General features: G+C 43.5%; 15 protein-coding genes and 11 pseudogenes. 16 read left to right on the top strand and 10 right to left on the bottom strand.

The window, feature by feature from the left end:
• The first annotated feature begins 185 nt into the window (after positions 1-185).
• The 8 genes and pseudogenes from PKHYL_RS07850 to PKHYL_RS17415 all read left to right on the top strand — a co-directional run bounded on the left by PKHYL_RS07850 (position 186) and on the right by PKHYL_RS17415 (position 8410).
• Positions 186-2017, top strand: a pseudogene (locus tag PKHYL_RS07850) (extracellular solute-binding protein).
• A gap of 146 nt (positions 2018-2163) precedes the next feature.
• Positions 2164-2943 carry a hydroxyacylglutathione hydrolase gene (gene gloB / locus PKHYL_RS07855; protein WP_212563525.1) on the top strand — a complete coding sequence of 260 codons (780 nt, stop codon included), beginning with the start codon at positions 2164-2166 and terminating at the stop codon, positions 2941-2943.
• A 101-nt stretch (positions 2944-3044) separates the two neighbouring features.
• Positions 3045-4114: pseudogene (gene yejB / locus PKHYL_RS07860) on the top strand (microcin C ABC transporter permease YejB).
• Between the two features lie 62 nt (positions 4115-4176).
• Positions 4177-5236 (top strand): annotated as a pseudogene (locus tag PKHYL_RS07865) (ABC transporter permease).
• 16 nt (positions 5237-5252) lie between these two features.
• Positions 5253-6920 (top strand): annotated as a pseudogene (locus PKHYL_RS07870) (ABC transporter ATP-binding protein).
• A gap of 183 nt (positions 6921-7103) precedes the next feature.
• Positions 7104-7265, top strand: a complete 162-nt coding sequence (locus PKHYL_RS07875; RefSeq protein ID WP_240366409.1) for a hypothetical protein — start codon at positions 7104-7106, stop codon at positions 7263-7265.
• 13 nt (positions 7266-7278) lie between these two features.
• Positions 7279-8049, top strand: coding sequence for an iron-containing alcohol dehydrogenase (locus PKHYL_RS07880; RefSeq protein WP_269778300.1), 771 nt, complete (start codon positions 7279-7281; stop codon positions 8047-8049).
• On the top strand, positions 8015-8410 hold the full coding sequence (locus tag PKHYL_RS17415) for an iron-containing alcohol dehydrogenase (RefSeq protein WP_269778301.1): 396 nt from the start codon (positions 8015-8017) through the stop codon (positions 8408-8410). Before PKHYL_RS07880 ends, PKHYL_RS17415 begins: the two co-directional genes overlap by 35 nt.
• Before the next feature lie 472 nt (positions 8411-8882).
• Here PKHYL_RS17415 and folE read toward each other — a convergent pair.
• Positions 8883-9480, bottom strand: a pseudogene (gene folE, locus PKHYL_RS07885) (GTP cyclohydrolase I FolE).
• A gap of 379 nt (positions 9481-9859) precedes the next feature.
• Here folE and PKHYL_RS07890 point away from each other — a divergent pair.
• A pseudogene (locus PKHYL_RS07890) lies at positions 9860-10674 on the top strand (enoyl-ACP reductase FabI).
• 136 nt (positions 10675-10810) lie between these two features.
• Positions 10811-11515, top strand: a pseudogene (locus PKHYL_RS18740) (YoaK family protein).
• Between the two features lie 64 nt (positions 11516-11579).
• On the opposite strand, the gene PKHYL_RS17420 reads toward PKHYL_RS18740, so the two are convergent.
• A complete protein-coding gene (locus PKHYL_RS17420) occupies positions 11580-11708 on the bottom strand; it encodes a hypothetical protein (RefSeq protein WP_269778302.1) in 129 nt (42 codons plus the stop codon).
• 423 nt (positions 11709-12131) lie between these two features.
• On the opposite strand from PKHYL_RS17420, the pseudogene PKHYL_RS07905 reads away from it, so the two are divergent.
• The 4 genes and pseudogenes from PKHYL_RS07905 (at position 12132) to hrpA (ending at position 19787) form a co-directional block, all read left to right on the top strand.
• Positions 12132-13572: pseudogene (locus tag PKHYL_RS07905) on the top strand (SLC13 family permease).
• 864 nt (positions 13573-14436) lie between these two features.
• A complete protein-coding gene (locus PKHYL_RS07910) occupies positions 14437-15024 on the top strand; it encodes a DUF1543 domain-containing protein (RefSeq protein ID WP_071001608.1) in 588 nt (195 codons plus the stop codon).
• 1 nt (position 15025) lies between these two features.
• Positions 15026-15334, top strand: coding sequence for a hypothetical protein (locus tag PKHYL_RS07915; protein ID WP_240366412.1), 309 nt, complete (start codon positions 15026-15028; stop codon positions 15332-15334).
• Positions 15335-15574: 240 nt separating this feature from the next.
• Positions 15575-19787: pseudogene (gene hrpA / locus PKHYL_RS07925) on the top strand (ATP-dependent RNA helicase HrpA).
• Positions 19788-19857: 70 nt separating this feature from the next.
• Here hrpA and PKHYL_RS07930 read toward each other — a convergent pair.
• The 4 genes from PKHYL_RS07930 to PKHYL_RS07945 form a co-directional block, all read right to left on the bottom strand.
• Positions 19858-20187, bottom strand: coding sequence for a hypothetical protein (locus PKHYL_RS07930; protein WP_071001605.1), 330 nt, complete (start codon positions 20185-20187; stop codon positions 19858-19860).
• A 298-nt stretch (positions 20188-20485) separates the two neighbouring features.
• Positions 20486-20857, bottom strand: coding sequence for an MliC family protein (locus PKHYL_RS07935; protein ID WP_083328816.1), 372 nt, complete (start codon positions 20855-20857; stop codon positions 20486-20488).
• Positions 20858-21033: 176 nt separating this feature from the next.
• Positions 21034-21444 (bottom strand): DMT family transporter, encoded by a 411-nt coding sequence (locus tag PKHYL_RS07940; protein WP_332835950.1) that lies wholly within the window; start codon positions 21442-21444, stop codon positions 21034-21036.
• Positions 21333-21947: an EamA family transporter gene (locus PKHYL_RS07945; protein ID WP_240366415.1), complete on the bottom strand. Its 615-nt coding sequence runs from the start codon at positions 21945-21947 to the stop codon at positions 21333-21335. Before PKHYL_RS07945 ends, PKHYL_RS07940 begins: the two co-directional genes overlap by 112 nt.
• Positions 21948-22234: 287 nt before the next feature.
• Between PKHYL_RS07945 and PKHYL_RS07950 the strand changes: the two are divergent.
• Positions 22235-22921: pseudogene (locus PKHYL_RS07950) on the top strand (DUF421 domain-containing protein).
• 109 nt (positions 22922-23030) lie between these two features.
• Here PKHYL_RS07950 and PKHYL_RS18745 read toward each other — a convergent pair.
• The 4 genes from PKHYL_RS18745 to pnuC form a co-directional block, all read right to left on the bottom strand.
• Positions 23031-23306, bottom strand: coding sequence for an inner membrane CreD family protein (locus PKHYL_RS18745; RefSeq protein ID WP_167669406.1), 276 nt, complete (start codon positions 23304-23306; stop codon positions 23031-23033).
• A 167-nt stretch (positions 23307-23473) separates the two neighbouring features.
• Complete coding sequence (locus PKHYL_RS07955) at positions 23474-24052, bottom strand: AAA family ATPase (protein ID WP_240366416.1); 579 nt, start codon at positions 24050-24052, stop codon at positions 23474-23476.
• A complete protein-coding gene (locus PKHYL_RS17425; protein ID WP_269778303.1) occupies positions 24024-24410 on the bottom strand; it encodes a nicotinamide mononucleotide transporter family protein in 387 nt (128 codons plus the stop codon). The genes PKHYL_RS07955 and PKHYL_RS17425 overlap by 29 nt, the downstream gene beginning before the upstream one ends.
• A gap of 35 nt (positions 24411-24445) precedes the next feature.
• Complete coding sequence (gene pnuC / locus PKHYL_RS17430; protein WP_269778304.1) at positions 24446-24727, bottom strand: nicotinamide riboside transporter PnuC; 282 nt, start codon at positions 24725-24727, stop codon at positions 24446-24448.
• 278 nt (positions 24728-25005) lie between these two features.
• Here pnuC and PKHYL_RS07965 point away from each other — a divergent pair.
• Positions 25006-26150, top strand: a pseudogene (locus tag PKHYL_RS07965) (beta-ketoacyl-ACP synthase III).
• Positions 26151-26219 lie beyond the last annotated feature (69 nt).

A 26219-nucleotide genomic window follows, 5' to 3' on the forward strand; every position in this document is an offset into this window, starting at 1 on the left:
ATTATATCTAATACCAATGATGTCATACTGATGGATGTCGCACTGACGCCGCGTAACATGGCAAAATATTAGGTTAAAAAACCTAAGTTTGTTATGATGAAATTTTGCTATCAGGCTATTTTGCCGTCAGCGCTTAATTTTTGATACTCGCATTGGTTAGCATAGAGGTTTGTTATAACGTTATGATAAGAAAAAATGCTCTGCTAAAAGCTGTTTTGCTAGCCATCACTGTCAGCTGGATATCGAGCAGTATTGCGGCGCCTATCACAACGACAGCGCTTGGACATAACAGTCCTACGAAATACATCAATGCGCCTTACATGCCCTATGCCAATCCAAAAGCGCCTTCAGGCGGCACGCTTTCGCTAGATGCGCGTGGTACCTTTAATAGTGCCAATAAGTGGATGACCACGGGCGTGCCAATGATCGGCACCGACTATCTGTATGATACCTTGATGACAGGTTCGTTAAATGAAGCGTTTACCATGTATCCACAGCTGGCAAGTAAGGTAACCTATGATCCAGACGATACCAGCTGGATTGTCTATCACATCAATCCTGCTGCCCGTTTTTGGGATGGGACGCCTGTGACCAGTCATGATGTCAAAGCGACTTTTGATGCAATATTAAACAAAGGTCCGATGTCTATTCGTAGCTATTTGGCTGATATCAAAGCCGTTCAAGTCATCGACGAGCAGCAAGTCAAATTTGTCTTTGCCTCCGCTGAAAACAAAGAAATCCTACTGACGGTTGGGCAGTTTCCTGTTTTTGCCAAATCCTCAATTGAGGCTGATTTTGAAAAGATCAGCCTGACACCCTTAATGGGTAGTGGGCCTTATAAGCTGGGACGTGTCGATGCGGGGCGTTCAGTAAGCTACATACGTGATCCCAATTACTGGGGTCGTGATTTGATGGTCAATCGTGGTCGTTATAATTTTGACATGATTAAGTTCGTTTATTATCAAAGCGATGAGATTGCCTTTGAAGGATTTAAATCTGGCCAGTACCGTTTTCGCCCCGAAAACAAAGCATCAAATTGGGTGAGTGGTTATGATTTTCCTGCAGTGAAAGCAGGTCTTATCAAAAAGAGACCATAACCAGTCAAAACCCAGTGCCCATGCAGGCATTGGTGATGAATTTGCGCCGCCCAATCTTTCAGGACATTCGGGTGCGCCAAGCCCTAACGGCTGCTTATGATTTTGAATGGATGAATAAGACATTATTTCATGGACAGTACGAACGTTTGCAGAGCTTCTTTCACGGGTCGGAGCTTGCGGCAACTGGTACACCGTCTAGTGAAGAGATGCAGGTGTTAACGCCTTTATTGTCTAAGCTTGAACCGATTCAGCGTAAAGCCGTCTTAGCAGAATGGCAGCTACCCAGCAGTGATGGCAATGGCTTTAATCGACAAGGATTACTAAAAGCGCGGCAGTTATTGCTAGATGCTGGATTTTATTATGATGATATGACGCTATATCAGCCGAATGGTCAGCCCGCCCAAATTGAGATTTTGATGACAGGCGAGACCATGGGCCGTGTCTTGTTGCCTTATATTCGTAATTTAAAACGCTTAGGGTTTGAGGCAACCTTGCGCCAAGTGGATGGGCCGCAATATTATGAGCGAACGCGCCGTTTTGATTATGATATGGTCGTCGATGTGTTTGCCCAAAGTCTATCGCCTGGTGCTGAGCAGGCTGCATTTTGGGGTAGTGCGGCGGCTGATGAGCCTGGCAATCACAATAGTGCTGGTATCAAAAATGCAGCCGTCGATGAGGTGGTTGCTAATCTTGGTAATGCCAAAAATCGTGACGAAATTGTGTTATATACGCAGGTGCTTGATCGGTTGTTGCGAGCGGGTCATTATGTCGTACCATTGTATGGCAAGTCTGGCACCAATGTTGCTTATTGGAACCAATACCGTCATACGGACACATTACCGACCAACGCCGTCGGCATCGACTACTGGTGGGTGGACAAAGAAGCAGAAGGACGCATCAACAAATATTTGAAGCAGTAAGCAGTACCTTTTGACAGGATTTGGTCTAGTAATAGCTGACTGCCAAACGCATAGGTTGTTACCACGCAGTAAAAGCGAGAAGTAAAATCAAAACGAAATAATTCAAAATAACGAGTAAAAAAAATAACTACTGGTAAGGATTTGACATGAGTATCCGTATTCACCCCATTAAAGCGTTTAATGATAATTATATTTGGACATTAATTAATGAAAATAATAAGCAGGCGATCGTTATTGATCCAGGTCAAGCCCAGCCGGTTATCGATTATCTAGAGACGCATGGACTAGAGCTAACCTCGATTTGGACCACGCATCATCATCATGATCATATTGGTGGTGTCGCAGAATTGCAGGAGTCGTATCCGATGACCCATCTGGTTGCGCATAGTGAGCATGGGGTTGATGAGGATCAAACTATTAAAGATGGCAGCACGGTGAGTGCATGGGGCTGCTCTGCACAAGTCTGGGACGTATCAGGACACACCGCCAGCCACATGGCTTATATCTTAGATATTGATGGGCAAAAGCACTGCTTCTGCGGGGATACGTTGTTTAGTGCAGGTTGTGGACGTGTCTTTACGGGTACGATTGAGCAATTGCATGATAGTTTTAAACGTCTAAATGAATTACCTGATGAGACACTACTGTATCCTGCGCACGAGTATACGGCTAGTAACATACGCTTTGGATTGTCTATCGAACCTGACAACGAGGCAATGCAACAAGCATTAGCGCAAGCTGAGGCACAAACGGCACAAGGTGTGCCGACACTGCCAGTGACGCTAGAGCATGAGCGTGCGATCAACGTGTTTTTGCGTACCCAAGAGCCAAGTGTGATTGCAGGGGTTAAATCAAAAGTAACTATCGACGATGATAACTCTTTGACGGTATTTGCAGCGTTACGCGAGCTGAAAAATAATTTTTAATGCAAGTTTTTAATACATAGATATATTTGTGTAGACCTTTAGCACGAAAGAATATACTGCTGTCGTCATCGCCCTCTCTCTTTATTTAGGAAGTCGCTATTATGGGTCGTTATATCTTAAAAAGACTCCTGCTGATATTACCGACACTATTTTTGATATTGCTTGCCAACTTTGTAATCGTACAAGCGGCACCAGGCGGACCTGTTGAGCAGCAGCTTGCGCTTATTGAGCAGGGGGCAAAAGACAACGCACTTGGTGGTAATATTGGCGCGGGCAGTGCAGGTGGCAATGACAGCACTTATCAAGGAACGCGCGGTCTCTCTGAGGAAATGGTCGCTGCTATTAATGCTCAGTATGGCTTTGACAAATCCGCTCCAGAGCGATTTTGGCTTATGTTAAAAAACTACGCTCAGCTCGATTTTGGTGAGTCGTTTTTAAAGGGCAGTCGGTGACCGATCTCATTATAGAAAAGCTGCCAGTCTCGATATCGCTTGGTCTTTGGAGTACGCTGCTTATTTATATGATTGCCATTCCACTGGGCGTGTATAAAGCGATGCATCATGGCTCAGGGGTTGATAAAGCCACTGCCATGCTGCTGGCTATTGGACATGCGATACCTGTGTTTGTCTTTGCAGTTATTTTATTGGTATTTTTCGCAGGTGGCACCTATTGGAATATTTTCCCGCTACAAGGGCTCACGTCCGAAAATTTTGACCAGCTCAGCGCGCTTGGTAAGGTGAAAGATTACTTTTGGCATTTGGCACTACCGCTGCTAGCCAGTACCGTAGGTGGTTTTGCGGGCTTGACGTATCTGACCAAATTTAGCTTTTTAGAAGAGCTGGGCAAGCAGTATGTATTGACCGCTCGCGCAAAGGGACTGGGTGAGGGTCAGGTGTTGTATGGTCATGTATTTCGCAATGCTATGTTGATTATCATCGCAGGTATCCCAGCCGCTATCGTTGGTATTTTCTTTGCCGGTAACTTTTTGATTGAGATTATCTTTAAACTAGATGGGTTGGGGTTGTTAGGTTTTGAGGCCATTCAACAACGCGACTATCCAGTGATATTTGGCACGCTATTTATCTTCACCTTGGTAGGGCTACTACTGCAATTAATCAGCGACTTAAGCTATCACTTAATTGATCCCCGTATTGATTTTGAGGGGCGCTAATGTCAAATAATCAATCTTCATCAAAGAGCAGTACTATTAATAGCGAACCAGATAAAGCGCCAATGCCTGAGCACAATCCTCAGGTAGCGCTACCGAAAAAGCAGCGCTTAAACCCCATTTGGCAAGCGCGTTTAAATCGCTTTCGCCAAAATCGTCTTGGGGTAATATCACTGTTTGTTTTTGCAGTGATATTTGTCATTTGCATGGCAGCTAACGTCATTGCCAATGACAAACCTTTACTGGTGCAATATCAAGGCGACTATTACTTTCCGGTATTAAAGGCCTATCCTGAAACGACATTTGGCGGTGTATTTGAGACCGAAACCAATTATAAAGATCCTGCAGTGCAGTCGCTGATTGATGAGCAAGGGTTTTATATAATGCCGCCTATTCCGTTTGCTGATCAGACACCCAATGTCGAGCTTGGTCTGCCTTATCCAGCGGCTCCAAACGCTCAGAACTGGCTTGGCACTGATGATATGGGACGCGATGTGCTGACACGGATACTTTATGGTATGCGCGTCTCATTGTTGTTCGGTCTGGCGCTGACGCTCGCTGGTGCTCTCATCGGTATTATTGTCGGTGCAATACAAGGCTATTATGGCGGCTGGGTAGATCTGGCAGGGCAGCGCTTTATGGAAGTGTGGGGCGGTATGCCTCAGCTATTTATGATTATTATCTTAGTCAGTTTATTTAGTCCCAGTATTATCATGCTATTTGCCATGATGCTGTTATTTGGTTGGATGGGGCTGGTCGGTTTGGTAAGAGCAGAGTTTTTGCGTGCTCGTAATTTTGATTATGTGCGTGCCGCGCGCAATCTCGGTGTGTCTGATAGCCAAATCATGCTCAGACATATTCTGCCCAATGCGTTAGCCTCAAGTTTATCTCAGCTCCCTTTTATATTAACAGCTAATATCATTGCGTTGACTGCGCTGGATTTTTTTGGGTTATGGGTTGCCGCCTGGCTCGCCGTCTTTAGGTGAGCTGATGGTACAAGGAAAAAATAACCTTGATGCCCCTTGGCTGGCTTTATCAGGGTTTTTTAGTTTGACCTTTATTTTGTCATTGCTCATCTTCGTTGGCGAAGCACTGCGTGATGCGTTTGATCCGAGGCGCTCTTGATATGACCGATAATATTATGGCTACCGAGCAATACAACGCGCCAACTGAAAATCTTAATCGCGCGCAAGACAAGCTCGTGCTGACAGTAGATAGCCTAAGTATCACAACTGCTACAGGCATCCAGCTGGTCGATGAATTATCTTATGAGCTAAGACAGGGGCAAACTCTGGCTATCGTTGGTGAGTCAGGATCTGGCAAATCGATTGCCAGTCTTGCACTACTAGGTCTGCTACCAGAGAATTTGACGATTAAGGGTGAGGTTCAGCTGGCAAGCACGGCAGGCATGTCTCAACTACCGATAGCGAATGACAAATCGCGTAATGCCGCACTACGTGCTATTCGTGGTCAGCGGATCGGTATGGTATTTCAAGAGCCGATGACAGCGCTAAATCCGCTACATACCGTTGCAAAACAAATCGCTGAATCACTGCGTTTAAGCGGCGTACCCAAAAAACAATGGCGAGCCACCAGCATTGCCTTGCTAAATGACGTCAATATCACGGATCCCTCTGACAAGTTGAATCGTTATCCACATGAGTTGTCAGGTGGTCAGCGTCAGCGAGTAATGATTGCGATGGCATTGGCTCAGCAGCCTGATATCTTGATTGCTGATGAGCCAACCACTGCACTTGATGTGACATTACAGCATGAGATTTTGGCCCTACTAGATGATCTTAAACGCAAGCACAGTATGGCGATGATATTAATCAGCCATGATCTCAATCTAGTCAAGCGTTATAGCGACGAGATTATCGTTATGCGGCAAGGTCAAACGATTGAGCAGGGTCAAACGTCGGCGGTATTTGATCAGCCTAAAGCCGATTATACTCGCACGCTCATTCAGCAAGACTTCGGTCAAGCGCTACAGCCAGTAGCAGATCATGCAGATGGACCATCAACTGTATTAAAAGTGAGCAATCTCAACGTACAATTCCCAATCGAAAAAAGTCTATTTGGGAGTACAAAACGTTGGTTTGATGCGGTCAAAGCTGTTGATATGACCTTGCAAAAGGGCAGGCATTAGGGATCGTCGGTGAGTCTGGATCTGGCAAAACCACCATTGCACTGGCGCTGAGTCAGCTGCTTGGCAATCAAGCACGAGTGCATGGACAGATAGTGGTGAATGGGCAAGATATCTCAGCACTGTCCAAAAAAGTGCTACGTAACTTTCGCTCGCAGATTCAAATGGTGTTTCAAGACCCTTTGCCAGTATCAACCCCTCGTATGACGGTCATGCAAATTGTGGAAGAAGGACTGTTGGTACAAGGCGTGGATAAAGACGCGCGTCAGCAGGCGGTGATGGAGAGTTTGGCTACCGTCCATTTGCCTTTAGCATTCGCGCAGCGTTATCCGCATGAGCTGTCCGGCGGTCAACGTCAACGCGTGGCATTGGCGCGCGCACTCATCATGAAACCGAGCCTACTTATATTGGACGAGCCTACCTCTGCGCTTGACAGTACCACGCAGGTAACGGTGGTCAGTTTATTGCGTGAAATTCAACAAAAGCTGCAAATAAGTTATGTCTTTATCAGTCATGATCTCAAAGTAGTACACGCACTATGTCAGCATATTATGGTACTAAAACAAGGGGGCATGCGTGGAGTCTGGGCTCACAGAAGATATCTTTAGCCAGCCACAGCATCCGTATGCCAAGCAGTTATTAAAGGCGAGCAGTACACAATAATAGCGACATACCAAAAAAGGCAGTGGTACAATCATGCTAGACAGTGGTTTGCTTTATTCAAACATCCTTGCTGTACATATACTTATCTACTCTGCTATTGGCAAACGTCGTTTAGCCTTTATCAACTAGCTCAAACTATTGTTATCGCGGTTAAAATCATCATTAAAAAGGATTTTTGTACCCATGAAAAAACAAAACAGTATTACTAAATTAGTAAAGAATAACAGCTTGCAGTATGCTGGTTATTTGGCAGTGGCTAAGACACGCGCTAAAGTGCTAAAAGCAATCTCTTACGTGATACCTATCAGAAGACCGATGTTGTTTGTCGGTGAGGGCTGCCTGTAATGAGCTATGCGACATGCTCATCAATGAAGGCAATACCAATGTCTTTATCGTCACTGATGCCGTGCTAAACAAACTCGGTATCCCTGCAAAAGTCACTGATTATCTAGATGCAAAAAATATCAGCTATCATGTCTATGATGGCATTACACCAGACCCTACTTTTAACGTAGTCGAAGAAGGACTGCGCCAATCTATAGCAGCAAATTGCGACGCTATTATCGCCATCGGCGGCGGCTCAGTGATCGATGCTGCCAAAATGATCGCTATGTCTCAAGGCAATAAATGCAAGCCTCAGCAACTGATTGGGATCCTTAAAGCAAGAAAGCCGTCGGCGCCATTATATTGCGTGCCTACAACAGCGGGTACTGGCTCAGAGGCAACCCTTGGTGCAGTGATATCTGATGATAAAACACACCAAAAAGCATTGTCTATTGATCCAAGAATGGTGCCGCTCGCCGCAGCGATTGACCCCATTATCATGAAAGGTATGCCAGCACACATCACCGCTGATACGGGTATTGATGTATTGACCCATGCATTAGAAGCATGGATGAGTGCCAATGCCAGCGTGGAGACGGACTACTATGCAGCCTCTGCCGTCAAATCTGTCATGCATTATCTACCATTAGCTTACAAAGATGGTGGCAATCTAAAAGCAAGAGAAGAGATGGGAATTGCCGCCCATTATGGTGGTATCGCCTTTAACAAAGCGGGCTTGGGTTATGTGCATGCCATTGCTCACCAATTAGGTGCCTACTATAGCATTCCCTCATGGTCGTGCTAATGCGATCGTGTTGCCTTATGTGCTTGATGTTAATCGTAAAGCAAGCAAGCAGAGACTGACCGCACTGGCAAAAAGAACGGGTATGGTAGCAGACGGCCAAGCTGGTCATGGTGATAAAGAAATAGCAGATCATCTCATCGTACAAGTCAGAGCGCTTATCGCAAATTTAAATATTGATCCGACTGTTAGCGGTATGCAGGCCAGTGATTTTGATGATATTGCAAAAGCAGCAGCAAAAGAAGTCAGCGATACTTATGCCGTACCAACCTATCTCTCAGCAGCTGAAATTAAGGAAATCTTAACGAAAATTAAGCAAGTAAGTGATGAGAGTGCTGATAAAGACACTCAGAAAGCATCATAGCATTGTACTTGTACTGATAGACTTATGATAGACAAAAAAAGCCTATGACTCTTTTGAGGATAGGCTTTTTTAACACGTTTAAAACAATATAAGATATTGAAATAAAATAGTTTGTCTCTATATGTTAACTATCCTAAAGCCTGTGTCATGATCAAATCATCTTGTAATTTATCTTGTGCTACGACTTAATAAATTGCAAGTATATAACAATACAGGAATATTTTATTGATACATAAGCGTTACGATGGTTAAATGATATTATGTTTGGGAAATTTTTATGAATCGCATATTATCGTCTACAATGATTAACCTAGTTATCGTAACAATCATTACAAGACTCTGGCGTATACGGCAAAGACTATGAGCTTGATTTGCTAAAACTTGAAATCTTACTTTGTATAGCTAAAACAAAAGGACGCATTAGCGTCCTTTTGTTTGTTGTTACCTCATAACAGCCTAAAATATTAATAGTTTAAAACGACGGTTGGCGCTTAGGGACGGCACCCAAAAATTCATTACGGGCTTGATTGTTGTGCTGATACTCACCAAGCATCGCAGTACTACGTGTAGTCGAATGCTGTTTGCTGACACCGCGCATCATCATACACATGTGCGAGGCATCCATGACCACCGCCACGCCGCGACAGCCAGTAACATCCATGATGGTTTGTGCAATCTGTTCACTCAGGTTTTCTTGTATTTGTAGACGACGAGCAAACATATCGACAATACGGGCAAACTTCGACAGCCCCAGTACTTGGCCGTCAGGCAGATAGCCAATATGCGCGACACCATGGAACGGTAGCATATGATGTTCACACAATGAATAAAACTCAATGTTCTGTACCAGTACTAGCTCACGATTGGCTGATGGAAAGACAGCATCATTGACCACCCTCTTCAATGCTTTGATGATAGCCTTTGGTTAAGTGAGCAAAAGCCTTTGCCGCACGTACAGGTGTGTCTAATAAACCAGGACGATTCAAGTCTTCGCCAGTCGAACCAATCAGTTGGCGATAGGATTCAGTACTTTCTTTATAATCTGGGGTTATTATTGGGGTGTTACTCATAAGTTTGGCAGCCATCCAAAATGTGGGTGTAGCTTAACGTTGAATCCTATCATGTCAGGATTCTTATAAAATTGTGCAAGCTGGGAAGGGCTGTGATTATACTCGAAATCTGCTGAACTTCATACTGCTGTGGTGAGTAGTTCAGAGTTTAGTCATTACAGGGCTGTCAGAGATGCAATTAGAACGGTGACCATGATGATATTTCATTAGTATTATTGCGATACTAATGATAGTAACCAAGTACAGTTTACGACTGTTTACTTAAATGAATTCGTGTATAATAAGTCATCTTTTGATTTGCATCATTTCATGACGCGTCACTTTCTGATTACTCTAAATAAACCTATATTCTAAATCATCTCGATTGATTCAAAAGGAAATCTTATGCTATTGCAAGGGACAACGATTTGTCGTAACTGGCATCGCAAGTAAACTCTCTATCGCTTGGGCTATTGCAGAAGCGCTACACCGCGAAGGCGCCTCACTGATCCTGACTTATCCGAATGATAAAATCAAAAGCGTGTGGACATGGCTGCCGAACAGTTCGAAGCGGATTTGGTGCTAGAGTGTGATGTCGCCTCTGATGAGTCGATTGCTGCTTGTTTTGAGCAAGTAACCGCGCATTGGGGTGATGGTATTGATGGTGTGGTACACGCCATTGGTTTTGCCCCAATGGATCAGCTCGATGGTGACTTTGTGAGTGCCACCACGCGTGAAGGCAGCCACATAGCACATGATATCTCTAGCTACAGCTTTGTGGCATTGGCAAAAGCAGCTCGTGAGTTGCTTGCAATGCGTCATGGTTCTATGCTGACATTAACTTATGAAGGCAGTATCTCAGTATTGCCAAACTACAATGTCATGGGTATGGCAAAAGCCAGTCTTGAAGCCAGCGTGCGCTACTTAGCGACTTCTATGGGCGGCGACGGTATCCGTGTCAATGCGATCTCAGCAGGTCCAATTCGTACGCTAGCTGCTAGTGGCATCAAATCATTCCGTAAAATGCTCGATATCAGCGAAAAAATCGCACCACTACAACGTAATGTCAATCAGATGGAAGTAGGTAACGCAGCACTATTCCTATTATCTCCGTGGGCATCTGGTATCACGGGTGAGATCATGTTTGTTGATGCAGGCTTTAATACCGTCGCTATCAGTGAGCAGTTGATGATGCTGGATGAGCCAGCGCAATAATCATTTAAGTATTTTTTGCGTTGATGGTCATTATCAATGATTCACTCAGCTATTGAGAATTGAAAAGGCAGCCAATTGGCTGCCTTTTCTCGTTATACTATGAGTCTTTTTGGCAGTAGACCTTTAGGTGACAAATATGATAACCAAGTTACCAAAGTGGATATTGTGGGGTGGGGCGGTATTGGCATTTAGCGCTGGCTGCGTGAACACAACTGCATTGATGGGATTTGCCAATTTATCGGTCTCGCATGTCACCGGTAATGTCAGCTTGTTTGCAGCAGCTATCGCTTATCGCTTACTCAGATTCTCATAGTATTTTGTATATCGGAGCGCTACTATTGTCTTTTTTGTCAGGGGCAATATTAAGCGGTTTTGTCATTGGGCAGACATCCTTAACACTAGGCCGTCGTTACGGGCGTGCGCTATATTTTGAAGCAGCATTACTAATAGCTGCCTACTGGTCATATCAGCAGCATGATTATCTCGGACAATTGGCAGCAGCGATGGCCTGCGGATTACAAAACGCGATGGTAGCCACTTATAGTGGAGCAGTTATTCGCACGACGCATTTGACAGGACTGACATCCGATATGGGTGCAGCAATCGGTAACTGGCTTGCGGGTCGCTCCATTAGTAAGCCGACATTGGGCTTTCAGGCCGTTATTTGGTATTGCTTCTGCGGTGGCAGTACAATAGGGGCTTTTTGTTTGCCAAAGTTGGCTATGATGCGTTGCTTGTACCCATCGCAATCGTTCTAACCGCAGCATTTATATATAACTATGTCTCCAACCACTTGCCAGAACAAAGAGAAACAAAACTAAAAAAGCGCTCATCATCATGACAAGCGCTTCTTATTTTTGCTGTTAATACTAGATAACTGGCTTTATCTGCCGTTCTGCCATCTTTTATTTTTCGTCTTCTTCTTGATGATCTTCATGCTCATGCATACCTTGCATCATATCTAGCGCTGAGTCGTCAGTACGCTGTTGATCTTCTTTGGCCAGACTATCTTGATTGATGTCTTTTGGCGCCATTTTGTGGTTGCATCGGTTTTATTTGCATCTGCCATAGTGTCATTCCTCTTGTTTTTATTGATGATTATCTATCTAACCCTAAGATTATGTGGTATCGGTTTTTACTTGTATAGCCCCAAATGATGAATGTTTGAATGCTTTATGTAATTTTTATCAACCAAGGCGTCCATTCAAAGCAGTGAGAACAAAGTAGTGAGAGAGTTACTATTGAAAAATCTCACAAAGTCGAGAGGTGATTATCATCAACGAATCAAACAGACATCCTAAAAAAACAAAAATAATCAAAATGTATTCATATATAAGTTATTCTGATATGATATTTTCGCGCGTAATGTTCGCTATATGAATATCATGATGTCTTACAATAAGTGTGTTGCAATAATTTTGACTTCATACTCACTTTGGATGCGATAAGGATAATTTATGTCAGAGAAAAAGCTGGATAGCCATATTCCTGATGATGGTAACGAGTATTTATTTACGGATACATTCCCAAAGGGAACGGGAAAAGGATTGATCGTGGTCGCCATTGCGGCAATCATTAGTTTTATTATTTACAGTGTATTGCCATTTGAGGTCAGTGCTAACAAAGGGCTAGCAATGCTGTTTTTTATCGGCGTGCTATGGCTCACTGAGGCGATACACGTCACAATCACTGCGATCTTGGTGGTTGTGGTTGGAACATTAATTGGCATTCCTGATTTTAATGCTGAAGTCGGTCTGCAAAGCTTTGCCAGTCCCATTATTTATCTCTTCTTTGGTGGTTTTGCCTTGGCGGCCGCGTTACATGTACAAAAGCTTGATAGAAAGATTGCGCTAAAAATTCTTTCGTTATCAGGTGGTAAGCTAAGTACCGCTGTACTATTGATTTTTGGCGTGACTGCTTTTTTTGTCAATGTGGATCTCAAATACGGCGACAACGGCAATGATGCTACCGCTTGCCCTCGGTATTTTGACGCAAGTTGATAGTAAAGAAGATCGCGGTACATTTGTGTTTGTACTGCTCGGTATTGCGTATTCAGCAAGTCTCGGTGGTTTGGGTACGATTGTCGGCTCGCCACCAAATGCGATCGCCGCAAAAGCCTTGGATATTGCGTTTGTTGATTGGATGAAATTTGGTATTCCAATGATGCTGATACTATTACCAGTATTGTTGGGCGCGATGTACCTATTTCTAAAGCCTAATCTAAACCGCACGATGACCCTACAGCAAGATGAAACTATTCATTGGACCAAACCGCGCGTGCTGACGATTATTGTCTTTATTGTGGCAGCGGTGAGCTGGATACTCTCTAAGCAAATTGGTGCTGCAGTTGGTATCGAAGATACAGATGCCGTTGTTGCATTGCTGGCAGCAGTGGCGGTCGTGAGTTTGGGTCTGGTGTCTTGGAAACAAGTGTCAGACAACACAGATTGGGGTGTATTGATGTTATTTGGTGGCGGTATTGCGCTATCAAATGTTCTAAAAGTATCAGGTGCGTCATTAGTACTGGGTGAGACGGTTGCTAATGGCTTACAAACCGCGCCACTATTGGTTGTGATGCTTGCAATCTCAGCCTTCATTATTTTCTTAACAGAGTTTGCATCAAACACGGCATCAGCTGCGCTCTTAGTCCCTGTATTTGCGGCAATTGCCGAGCATATGGGTATACCGAGCGAAGTCTTAGTACTTATTATTGGTATCGGTGCATCCTGTGCCTTTATGCTACCAGTTGCGACGCCGCCAAACGCTATCGTGTTTGGTACCGGTTTGATCAAACAAACAGAGATGGTACGTACAGGTGTCATCCTTAATATTATCTCTACTGTTATCGTTGGGTGTTGGGCGTATTTCTTCCCTATTATAAGTCTAACGAACCATTAGCATTACCATGATAAATAAAACCTGATGTCCCAATATTAATGAGGCATCAGGTTTTTATTTTTATACTCTCTTAATTTATTACATTATAACTTATGGGGATAATAGGGCGTGTTGAACATTCGCAAATAGGCACTGCTGATCGCTAAAATTGTTCCAGACAAGGCACAAAGCGACGATAATGCAGATGCCTTAGCGAGATTTGTAACGCAGTATGGGGCAATTTTAGCATCAGCCCCAACGATAAAAGCAGGGGACAGGACTCTTTTTGCCGCTTCATCGTTAAAAATAAGCGCTTAGAATGACTAAACTTATTATTTTTAACATCGAATCGCCTAAAAAATAGTCGCTGTCAGTGCCATGGTCGAATGTTCAACACGCCCTAGACATTATGACGACATTCAATAATAAAAATTGCATTACAATCGCTGCTATAGTCAAGTCTAAATAAAAACAATACAGGACAATAAATTCATTTGATTCAACACTATTTTTCTTGCTTGCTGTGACTGCGTCTCCAGAGGCTGCGAAAAATAACGTTGAATCTTATTGTATCGATTTTATAGTAATCTAACTATATTTCAGATATCCATATCAATGTCTTTGCGCTTGACGCTGTGCTTGCCGATATCAAAAGCGCAATTACGCGCTGATAACCTGTATAGAGACACCGCGAGGTAAACGCTGGCAGACTGAGCATATTAAGATCGCTTATGATCATGAAGCAGCAGCAGAACTGGCGCTCAAAAATGAACGTAGAGATTGGGCATTTGCTTTAAAAACAGGGCGGGTATTGTAATAAGACGCGCTCGATATTATGTTCAATTAAAATTAGCTACAATGAAAAATTTATAAGGACGGCGTTACATGTTAACTTTATATATGGCTCAACTTGGTGGCCGTCCCAAAGGTCGCCTGATTGAACAGCATGACATCTTTTTTGGTGTGGCCAATCACGTCAGCGAGCTGGTAGAGGATATCAATCAGCATTGGCCAGAAGTCAAAAACAAATGGCACATTGATTCGTATCGAGCGATTACTAAAGTTGATGGCTATGCGATCAAACTGGTTAAATCAGGTGAGCAGGTAAGCAAAGATGCTAACTTAAAGCTGTTTTTTATCAATTTGGGCGGCTATCAGCAGGGAAGTTTTGAAGAGTTTCATTATAAGCTTCTGATCGTTGCCCCCAGTCAAGCCGAGGCCATTAAGCAAGCCAAACAAAGCGAGTTTTATAAACAGTTCACTTTTAAAGATAATGCATCGCCGTTCGACGCCGCTTCACATATTGATGATAAGTTTGAGGTCGATATAGATGATATCTATAACGTGAATGATCTGCTCTCAAATGCTCAGCTGTTGATTGAGCCTATCGTTGATGCAGGCGGTGTCGATATCAAAGAAGATAAAGAATATGTGGGTTATCTGAGTATTAAAAATCTAAGGAAATTATCCTAATATGTCACTAGATATGTATTATAAAAGTGGTCTAATCCGCAAAGCGCGCTGTCAGATATCTGATGATATGCTGCCCATCCTTTATCAGATTCACGATAACGCAAAATTTCCACGATTAACGTGGTTAATTAACAATATTTATGAAAACCCGCAGATTCGTCCTGACGTAGCGAAAGAGTTAGCTAACGAGATGTTAGGGTTTGAAAAATTGATACTGTCACTACATCTTCCTTTTCCTAGGCTGGCACTGCAAAAATGCATACCTTTTTTGTGGGGCTGCGACTCACCAACAGGTTATTTATACTGTTAGTCATTAGTTTTCTCATTTAGACCATTTCTATGCCTTTAATGGTGTGAAATTTAATATTTATGGTCTAAGTGTGTCTTGATTTAATACTGATTATTAGATAGAGGCATTATCGTCCTCATAGCCATAGAAAAACTTCAGCTTTGCAACTAAGCATCATACAAGCATCATAACTACCTTGAATCACCCTGCATTTGCCTCCATAATCTAACCACTTATACATAATAAATAGCCTAAGCAAATATGTCTGATACTTTTGAAAATACCAGTCTAAAAACATCTACCGTAGATGAAACTAACAGTGCAAAGCGACCAGCGGAATTACTGAATGATTTACCAGTACTTGCTAAAGATAGCTATTACTTAAGCCGTCTCGAACGAGAGCTGGCGCGCGCTGCGGTGTCCAAAAACAAAAAAGCTAATCATGTTTCTGAGCAAAAAAACAATCACGACGAGGCCCTTACCAAGAAGCGTGCCCAATACGACAAGATAAAAACGCGCTCTCAAAAAAGCAGTGCAGGCACGTATTGATAGCATCCCAAGTGACTTACCTGCCAAATTAAATCTTGACCTGCCTGTTAGTCAACGCGCAGAAGATCTGGTACAAGCGATCATTGATAATCAGGTCATTATCGTGGCGGGTGAGACAGGTTCTGGTAAAACAACGCAGCTACCTAAGCTTGCCATGCTGGCAGGGCGCGGTATTACCGGACAGATAGGGCATACGCAACCAAGGCGATTGGCGGCTCGTAGCGTTGCAAACCGTATTGCCGAAGAGCTGGGTGAGCCTTTAGGTAATACGGTTAGTTTTAAGATTCGCTTTAATGAGCAAGGCTCCGCGCAATCGATTGTTAAGCTGATGACCGATGGTATTTTGCTGGCTGAGCTGGGTCACGATCGTTTTTTGAGTAAATACGATACGATTATTATCGATGAGGCGCATGAGCGTAGTTTGAACATCGATTTTATTATGGGTTATCTCAAAAAAATGCTACCCAAGCGCCCAGATTTAAAAGTCATTATCACTTCAGCGACCCTCGATACCACGCGCTTTAGTGAGTACTTTAGTCATTATGATGCCAAGCTAAAACGGCAAGTTCCTGCACCTATCTTTAACGTCGAGGGACGCAGTTTTCCAGTAGAAGTTCGTTATCGTCCGCTGACCGATGAGCCAGTAAACAGCTCAGAAGATGACAGCTATGATGATTTTGAAGAGAACCTGCCGCGTGCGGTGGTTGCTGCTGTCGAGGAATGTTTTAGCGACGCGCAAAATAAAGGCCATCCCGATCAGGCTGATATCTTGATATTTGCCGCGACTGAAGCAGAAATTCGTGAAATGCAAGAAGTGCTTGAGCGCCATGGCCCACGTCATACCGAGGTGCTACCGCTGTTTGCACGGCAGACGTATGAAGAGCAGCAGCGTATCTTTCAGCCATCAGGTCGAGGTCGACGTATTGTCATTGCGACCAACGTTGCTGAGACTGCGTTGACTGTACCGGGTATTCGCTATGTGATTGACTTGGGGTTTGCGCGGATTTCGCGTTACTCGTATCGCTCACGTGTGCAGCGTCTACCGATTGAAGCGATTTCGCAAGCGGCTGCCAACCAACGTAAAGGTCGTTGTGGCCGTGTCGCGCCAGGTGTCTGTATTCGCTTATATTCTGAGGAGGACTTCAACGGTCGTCCTGAATTTACTGAGCCTGAGATTCTACGTACCAATTTGGCATCTGTGATATTGCAGATGGCCAATCTGCGTCTGGGCAGTGTCGATGACTTTGATTTTATCGAGCCACCTGATAGTAGGTTAGTCACAGATGGTCACAAGTTGCTTGATGAGCTAGGAGCCATTACGTCCAAAAAGGACAGTACTCAAGATAAACGAAACCCATCAAAACGGCAAAGGGCTTGATCACCTGCGCTTGACCGCAACAGGTCAGAAAATGGCACGTATGCCAATCGATCCAAGGCTGGCACGTATGCTGGTGGCTGGTTCTGACTTTGATTGTATACGTGAGATGCTTATCGTGGTGGCGGCGCTCGCTGTGCAAGATCCTCGTGAGCGCCCCTGCCAACAAGCGTACGCAAGCGGATCAAAAGCATGCGGTCTTCCGTCAAGATGATTCAGATTTCTTGTTTTATTTGAGTCTATGGAAGGCACTGTTTGAAAAAGACGAAGACGGCAATAAACTGTCTGGTAATCAGCGTAAGCAGTTTGCGAAAAAGAACTATCTGAGCTTCCCGCATGTTAGTGAATGGCATCAAACGCATCGTCAATTGCTACAAATGGTGACAGATCTTAAGCTGATAGATACCAGTGATGCACAAGCGTCTGATAAAAATGTCGCTAAGAATGACCCGACTGCAATCGAAGACGAAGCGTTAAAAGCGGTCAAATATGCTAATTTGCATAGAGCGTTATTGACGGGTCTGCTGTCTATTATTGCGCATAAGACTGAAAGCCGCGGTGAGTATTTGGCAGCGCGTCAGCAAAAAGCCAAAATATTCCCAGCGAGTACGGTATTTAAACAAATACCGCCTTGGGTGATGGCGTTTGAGATGGTTGAAACCTCGCAAGTATTTATGCGTACCGTTGCCAAAATTGAACCCGAGTGGATCATCTCAGCGGCAGGAAACTTGCTCAGTATCATTATTTTGAACCGCATTGGTCCAAAAAAACAGGACGGGTCAAAGCATACGCGCAGATTAGTCTATTTGGCTTGATCATCATTAGCAAGCAGCTGACCAATTATGAGCAAGTAAACTTGGTCGAGTCGCGAGAGATTTTCATTCGTGATGGGTTAGTGACTGGTAACTTCGGTCGTAATGCGCCATTTTTACAGCACAATATGGACAAGATTGCCCATGTTGAGCGCATCGAAGATAAGCTACGTCGCCGTGATCTATTGGTTGATGAAGAAACGCTATATCAGTTCTATGACAAAAGATTCCTGAACACGTCGCCAGCCGCAAAACGTTTGAAGACTGGCGCGCAGAGGTAGAAAAAAACGATGCTAAGTATCTGTTTTTTACCGATGAGGATGTACTCACTAGTCAAGCACCGACCACGGGCGATTTCCCAGAAGTATGGAAGCTGGGCGATTTAAAGCTGCCACTGCGTTATGTCTTTGATCCAGCAAGTGATGATGATGGCGTGACCATACGCGTACCGCTTGCTGCATTACCACAGCTCGACGCCATTGAGCTACTATGGGGTGTGCCTGGTTGGCGCTACGAGCTGGTATTGCAGTTGCTCAAATCATTGCCAAAAGATATCCGTCGTCAGATCGTCCCGATACCTGATACCGCAGATAATTTGTTTGATGAGCTGCAGCAGCAAGGTGGACAAGGGCTGTTAAAACAGCTGTGCCAAGCGCTCAATCGCCGCGGTATTATGTCGGTGACGCCAGAGAGCTTTAGCCCTTCCACGATTGATCGTTATCTGCAGCCACAAATCTGTGTGGTCGATGACAAAAACCGCATTATCGAAAAAGGTCGTGATCTACAAACGCTACAGATTCGTCATGCCTCTGAGACCAGTCAAGCGGTGAATGAGCAACAAGGCGCGCATACTGAATTCCCTGAGCATTTTACCTTTAGCAAAAATCATCATAGTGCAGGCGTGGTTATGAAGCAGTTTGCGGCGCTCGTGGCTGATGAAGCAGGCGAAGCGGTATCGATCCATCAGTACACCGATGTCAATGCCGCACTACAAGCGCATCGTATCGGCGTATTGACCTTGATCAAAGGGAAGCTTGGCGCAAAGAAAAAACAGCTCACCAGTCAAGTGGATAAAATATTCAAACTGGCATTTGCACCGCTTGGTGATATGGAAAAGCTAAAAACAATCGTCATTGATGCTACATTGGATGCTACGCTTGAAGAGCATTATGTGTTATTTGATCATACCGAGAGCCTGCCTGAGAGCGCTGACGATATCGCAGTTGGATTGAGCGAGGAGTTACCGTTTACGCCTGAAGAGTATGCACAGACGCTAGAAGTTGTGTTAAATAACTTCTTATTGACCGGTCAAAGCGTCATAAAAACGCTGAAAAATGTTTATACGCGCTGGCAGCGTATTCGCCAGAGTCTGTTGATGTTAGACCGCGAGATATTTGGGGAATCTATCGATGATATCGAAGATCAATTAGAAGATTTGTATTTGGCTGATTTTGTTTACCGCATGGATTATAGCCATTGGCAGCAGTATCCACGTTATCTTGAGGCACTAGAGATTCGCTTAGAGCGTCTTGAGCATAATTTGGATGCCGACCTTGATGGTGTCTACGCGCTTGACTTGCATATGGAGCGGCTAGCAGGGCGTGCGGACAAAGAAGCTATTAGCGAATATCGCTGGATGGTGGAGGAGTATCGTATCCAGCTATTTGCTCAGCCGATGAAAACTCGTGTGGCAGTTTCGCCCAAGCGTCTTAGTAAAATGTGGGATAAGGTGGGCTAGAACTAAAAGTTTCTTTGAATGTTAAGGCCGGATCAGCAATTGCTACTCCGGCCTTTTATTTAAGTAGGTTTTAATGACTCATCTTTTCTGTGAGCACGCCCATACTATAAAGCATGAACGCAATCACTGTCAGTGCTACGATAAATGGTGTCAGTATCCAAATCACCACGTTAATCAGAATTGACGGCAGCAATCCATTAAATAGTTCGAGATCTGGGGTAAAAAAATCTGTCATCACATCCACTGCACGCTTGGCAATGGGGAAGAGTAGAGTGCTGAGGGCCAGCATATAGATATATTTGCCAAAGCCTGGGTCACTCATAACGACCATAAAGTAAAATACTAAAAAATAAGTAATGGCTAGCGCCCAGCATTTGAGAGTGTAGCTTAAACGAATCATATCATTTCCTCCCAAGCTTTTCGATAAATGTGCATAAAAAACTACGCTATATCCAATATTTTGAATATATTATATGTTATATATCGAATATATAAGAGAAGTCAATCATTTTTTATCAAAAAGCACCATAAAGCCACGTCTTTTTAGGGCGTGGATGTCAGGTATCAGTCATTATCTCCCAACATTGGGATTGTCTTGATTGCGGTTGGTACAATAAAAAGAGCCAGTAGCTTCACTACTGACTCTCATCATTCATAAGTGTAAAAACACTAGTCAATACATTATTTATAGTCAATAACTATAGTTGGCAGTTTACTTGATACTGTTGACCATTGTCTGAGGCGATGGTCATAATGCCAAAGTCTGCTTTGGTATGCCAGTCATAGGTGGTCTTTGGGTTTACATTGTTTACATAACGTACGCCAGAGCCTGATACTGCTTGCTCTAGCGTGATTTTTGCGTCTTGTAGACCTACCTTTGGCAAGGTGACGTTTAGGTTGGCCGCTTGACCATCCGCTGCATAGGCGGCAGTAATCATGCCGTTGTCTTCACAGGTAAATGACTGAACGACTGGTTTGGCAGCAGTGGTTGGGGCGGTGGTGGTCGGAGCGTTGGTTGCACAAGCGGCTAACAAAACGGTAAAAGGAGCAACAGCAAGTAATTTTTTCATAAACGATATTCCTCAAGTTGGTAAGTGAATGTGCGTTGTTATACTGAGCAATATGATACATGTTCGAATGTAATTTCGTGTTATGGTTAGAGTCTACTAAGGTAATTATTTCTGTCTTTTTCGTGATTTGCTAAGTCCTGGTCGTTTAAGTGATTGAGCGATATTTGGTTTTTTGTTTACACTGTTTTTTTGTTTAACATAAATACCAGTACCGCCCCTAAGATGACTATACTGGCGATCAGAAAGTTGAGCGTCAGCTGCTCAGATAAAAATATCACGCCTAGTACAGTCGCAATCACAGGCACACACAGCTGAACGATCGCCGCTTGTGTGGTTTTTAACAATGGCATCGCCGTATACCAAATACTGTAACCCAGCCCTGATGCGATCGCTCCTGACGCACAGGCGAGCAATATCCCTTCGCTGGTAATACTTTCTAAGCTGATGTTTTTTAAACCTATTTCATCCAGATACATTAGGCCCACCAGTAGTAATATCGGAACGGCCACCAAACTCCGCACAAAGTTAAACCCTGTCGCTCGTAGCGGTGAGATGCATGATTTGCCGCGTATGCTGTATACTCCCAAGCCGCACCGCTCAGTGCCATCAATGCTGCAGCGTTGGGTGATGGAACGGCCGCCGATGGCAACATCAAATACACAAATCCTGCGACTGCGACGATAAATGCCAGCCACTGTACAGCACTAAGCTGCTCTTTTTTGTAGATACCCCAGCCAATCATCGTAATCTGAACGGCCGAAGACAAAATTAAAGCACCTGTACCAGTATTAAGCTCTACATAGGCAATCGAAAAACATAACGCGTAAATGACCAAGCTGACACTACTAAGCCAACTGCCTTTGTCATTTAAGATAGCATCAACAGAAGGCTTGTCAGAGGCGAGTACTTGACGCTGTAGTTTGTAGGCGTGAATCGTCATAATAAACACTAAGCAAACAGTCGCACTGAGCAGACGAATGACCGTAAAACTCCAAGCATCTATATAACCTTCTGCCAACGCCATCCGGCAAAACAGGGAGTTTGCAGCAAATGCGATCAAGGCAATAGTAGTATAAACAATGGCTTTCAAAAATAATTCCTACAATGAATAAGGGAGCATAAAACAGGCTTGCATAGCGTTTCAATGGTGAATTTAGAATATAACGATAACGTATTTTTGAGCAAAAACAATTGCCGTCTCACAAGACAGTATATTTTGTCGTACTTGTGACAAAAAGTCTTTCTTAAATACGAATAACGATAGTTGTATTGACGATAAGGTCTGAAAATAGGGATGATGTGCTTCGCATCAAACGAACTATTAGAACATCATTCATTAAACACAATACATCAGATAAATAAATTGGAAATGAGAATATGGATTGGGCAAGTATTTTTATTCATGACACAACTTGGTCGTTTGCCGTTGAAATCTTAATACGTGTCACCGTCATGTTTGTATTAATTATCACGTTCTTGCGCTTCACTGGCAAGCGCGGCATTCGTCAGCTTTCTATCTTTGAGCTGACCATCATCCCTATCACTTGGCTCTATCGCGGGTGACCCTATGTTTACTGAGGATTTGCCGATTATTCAAGCCGTACTAATCATGGGTTCAGTCATTGTTCTTTACCGAATCTGTACGTGGGTTATGATGAAATGGCAGCCTTTTGAAGACTTATTGGAAGGCAAGTCACTTTATATCGTAGAAGATAGCATGCTGGTGCTCGATAAAATTAAGAAAGGCAAAATGTCTCACGATGAGTTTTTTTGCTGAAATGCGTCAACAGGGCGTTGAGCATTTGGGTCAAGTGCGCATCGGTTTGCTTGAGACGGACGGCAACTTTAGTATTTTATTGCATTCCTCTGAAAATACAGTTTACGGCATGCCGCTGTTTCCCAAGCAATATCAAGCTGTTGAGCAAGTAGAGATAGGGGCTCATTACGCCTGCATGTATTGTGGTTATGTCGAGCAAATATTAGAAGCTGATAAATGCTGCCCGCGCTGTGAGGGATGATTGCAATAATTGGGCTAAAGCGTTAAACAATCAGATAGTCAAGTAGCGTAACGACTAGGCTAATATAACGATAATGCTGCCTTATCAACTAAGCTAAGGCAGCATTAATTCAAACTATTATCAGTTTATGTGACTTTATTTATACAGCGCTTGGCTTATGTGACTTTGTACCAGTCAAGTTTGCGAGTCATCACCATGACACAGGCAAGTACCATAAAGCAGAATATCGCGCCCAGTAATAGATTGAGATCTTCTGTAATTAAAATGCCGAAAAAGGCAACATATAGTCCAGCAAGTGTTGCGGTAAAGAGTAAAGCCCGTTTCAAACCGCCAAATACATAGTAGCTATACCAACCAATAAGTCCCACGCACGCGCTAGCGGCTATAGTATATACTTGCCAAAAGACAATTTGCTCAGCAAGTGGTAGCAATAGGACATAAAAAATAATTTGGTTAATAGTGTTTTTGCATGTTGGCGCCTCCTAAATGTCTTGAATCCACAGCTGCTGATACAGTTGGCTGCGGCGTTAATAGACATCATAGAGAGGAGGTAGCGAGAAAATATGCAAGGAAGATGAATAGTATGTGGAAAACCATTCTAGGGATTACCGAGATGAGCGAGCTGCGCGATTACTTGCCGGACACGTTCTTTTCTATCGCCACTAATACGCACAAAAGGTTTTTGATGCTTGCTTAATTGACTGGCAAAATAGGCGCTTATCTCATCACGTTGGTACGGACTGTCTCGCAGGTCATCAGCCACCCAAGGTATATCAACCTTAGTCAATAGTATCAAATCATAATGATGTGCCAATGCTGCTTGCTCAAGAGCGGTGGGGCAGTTACCATAATACCAATGAGAGTAGACCATTAGCTCAAACAGACTGGTATCACAAAACAAATAGCGGTTTTCATTAGACGTTTGGGTGACTTGTTTAGCCAGTTTGTTCTCTAACGCAATCTGACCTTGTGCGATAGGTAGCAGGTCATCCCATGTACAAGTAAGCTGCTCATCATCCCACTTCGCTTGCAAGTAAGTACGCATATATTCTGACACCCACAGACTATCGAAATGCGCTGCCAAATCACGGCACAGGGTTGTTTTCCCCGTACTTTCTGCGCCCAAAACTGCGACAGTAATGACAGATTCAGGCGTATGCTGTTCGAGGTTGTACACGGTAGCGTCGTTGCCATTCATAATAGGCCCAGATTGCAATGAGAGTGAAGACTACATATTGTAGCGCGGTAAAAGTAAAGCCTTTATAAAAGTATAGTGGTACTGATATCGCATTAGCAATGATCCATAGTATCCAATGCTCAATTTTGCGCCGTGCCATAAGCCACATGGCCATCAAAAACAGAGCCGTGGTGAGCATGTCAGTATAGTCCACCCAAGTGAATAAATGTACACCAAGAACGGCACCATCAAAACTAAAGCCGTTATTAATCACCGGACGGAAATAGTATATCAGCGCCACAAAAGACATGGTTGCTATTGCCAAAGCAGACAAGATAGGTACATCGCCTGCATGCAAATGCTCAATACGGACGTTGTTTGACTCATGTGTCTCTATAGGCTGATTCTTTTGTTCTTTGACCAGTTAATCCAACCATATAAACTCATCACCGTATAGTAAGCATTGATGAACATATCGCCAAACAGCTGCCATTTCCATAGTAAATATACAAATATCGCAGTGCTGATTAAGCCAATTGGAAAGACTAAGATATTGGTTCTGCTGGCAAGCAAGACACTTGCCACACCAAAAACCACGGCAATCAACTCTAAGACGATAAATGTCGTGGAGTAATCCGCATATTGACCAAATAACCAAGTAAGAAGTTCTGCCATTAGTATTCCTAAAGATGAGCGTGTATCGATGTGTTTGGGTGGTTATACAGAGCAAAATGGCGCTAATTATAACGTAGCTATCAAAGAATGACGTGAGTCTTTGCTTATTTATCGCCAGAAACAGATTATTTGTAACAAAGCATTAGAAAAAATTTAATATTCAGGCATAATAAACACACTGATTTTAAGTTTACAGTTATTCACTGAATTTGAATGGCTATTATTTTCCACTTTTATGCTTATTCCAAGCACCACAGTAGTAGACAAGGAAGCGTATCATGACGACTTGTATCACAGGCACTGGTCTTTATATTCCACCTTACAGTATTAGTAACGAAGAGCTAGTTGAGTCATTTAACCAGTATGTTGAAAACTATAATACCGAACATGCTGAAGAGATAGCTGCAGAGACAATGACGGCACTTGAGCCTTCTTCAGCTGCTTTCATCGAAAAAGTATCTGGTATCAAATCACGTTATGTGATGGAAAAGACGGTATTTTAGACCCTGAAATCATGGCACCAGTCATTGCCTATCGTAACTTAGGTGAAGAGCTGTCTGTGATGGCAGAAATGGGCGCGGCTGCGTTAAAAGACGCATTGGCTGATGCTGGACTTGAGGCCAACGATCTAGATGGTATTATCCTTGCTTGCTCAAACTTCCAGCGCACTTATCCTGCGGTTGCTATTGAAATCCAAAATGCCATTGGTATGGTTGGCGGCTTCGCTTATGATATGAACGTTGCGTGTAGTGCGGCAACGTTTGGCCTATCACAAGCGCATGGTTCTATCATCTCTGGTCTTGCCAAACGTGTGGCTGTGGTCAATGTCGAGATTACCTCGGCGCATCTAAACTGGCGCAATCGTGACAGCCACTTTATTTTTGGTGATGTAGCAACGGCGACTATTGTTGAAGAATTAGACACGCCAAAGGGTTATGAGATTCTAAACGCTAAGCTATTTACTCAGTTTTCGACCAACATCAAAAACGAATATGGCTTTATGGATCGCTCAGAGTATCTAGCCGCGCAAACGGAGATGTATCCAGACATCAAAGCGCCGGTCACTGATAAACTGTTTTTGCAAAATGGTCGCAAAGTATTCCGTGAAGTTTGTCCAAAGGTGTCTGAAGTTATCACTGAGCATCTGCAAGAAAATGATATACCGACCTCTGATGTTAAGATGATGTGGCTACATCAAGCTAATGCCAACATGATAGATTTGATTTTACGCACTGTCATCGGTAAAGATGCTGACAAATCAATCGCACCAAGCGTGATTGCTGAATTTGCCAATACCAGCTCAGCGAGCCCAATGATTGTATTCCATCGCTATAAGGATGAGCTAGCGTCAGGTGATCTAGGTGTTATTTGCTCATTTGGTGCCGGTTATTCTATTGGCTCAGTATTGGTTCGTAAAGTCTAACGTTTTAATACGATGTTTTTGATAGATAAAAATAGCTAAGAGTCTTCTTAGCTATTTTTTTGTCTACTA

Origin of the sequence: Psychrobacter sp. KH172YL61, assembly GCF_007182895.1 — a bacterium.
Classification (GTDB): domain Bacteria; phylum Pseudomonadota; class Gammaproteobacteria; order Pseudomonadales; family Moraxellaceae; genus Psychrobacter; species Psychrobacter pacificensis.

What these genes read in the sequence shown, in the direction of transcription:
- gloB (WP_212563525.1), top strand. Translation starts at nt 2,164, where the DNA reads ATGAGTATCCGTATTCACCCCATTAAAGCGTTTAATGATAATTATATT.
- PKHYL_RS07875 (WP_240366409.1), top strand. Translation starts at nt 7,104, where the DNA reads ATGAAAAAACAAAACAGTATTACTAAATTAGTAAAGAATAACAGCTTG.
- PKHYL_RS07880 (WP_269778300.1), top strand. Translation starts at nt 7,279, where the DNA reads ATGCTCATCAATGAAGGCAATACCAATGTCTTTATCGTCACTGATGCC.
- PKHYL_RS17420 (WP_269778302.1), bottom strand. Translation starts at nt 11,708, where the DNA reads ATGGCGCCAAAAGACATCAATCAAGATAGTCTGGCCAAAGAAGATCAA.
- PKHYL_RS07910 (WP_071001608.1), top strand. Translation starts at nt 14,437, where the DNA reads ATGTTAACTTTATATATGGCTCAACTTGGTGGCCGTCCCAAAGGTCGC.
- PKHYL_RS07915 (WP_240366412.1), top strand. Translation starts at nt 15,026, where the DNA reads ATGTCACTAGATATGTATTATAAAAGTGGTCTAATCCGCAAAGCGCGC.
- PKHYL_RS07930 (WP_071001605.1), bottom strand. Translation starts at nt 20,187, where the DNA reads ATGATTCGTTTAAGCTACACTCTCAAATGCTGGGCGCTAGCCATTACT.
- PKHYL_RS07935 (WP_083328816.1), bottom strand. Translation starts at nt 20,857, where the DNA reads ATGAAAAAATTACTTGCTGTTGCTCCTTTTACCGTTTTGTTAGCCGCT.
- pnuC (WP_269778304.1), bottom strand. Translation starts at nt 24,727, where the DNA reads ATGGCAGAACTTCTTACTTGGTTATTTGGTCAATATGCGGATTACTCC.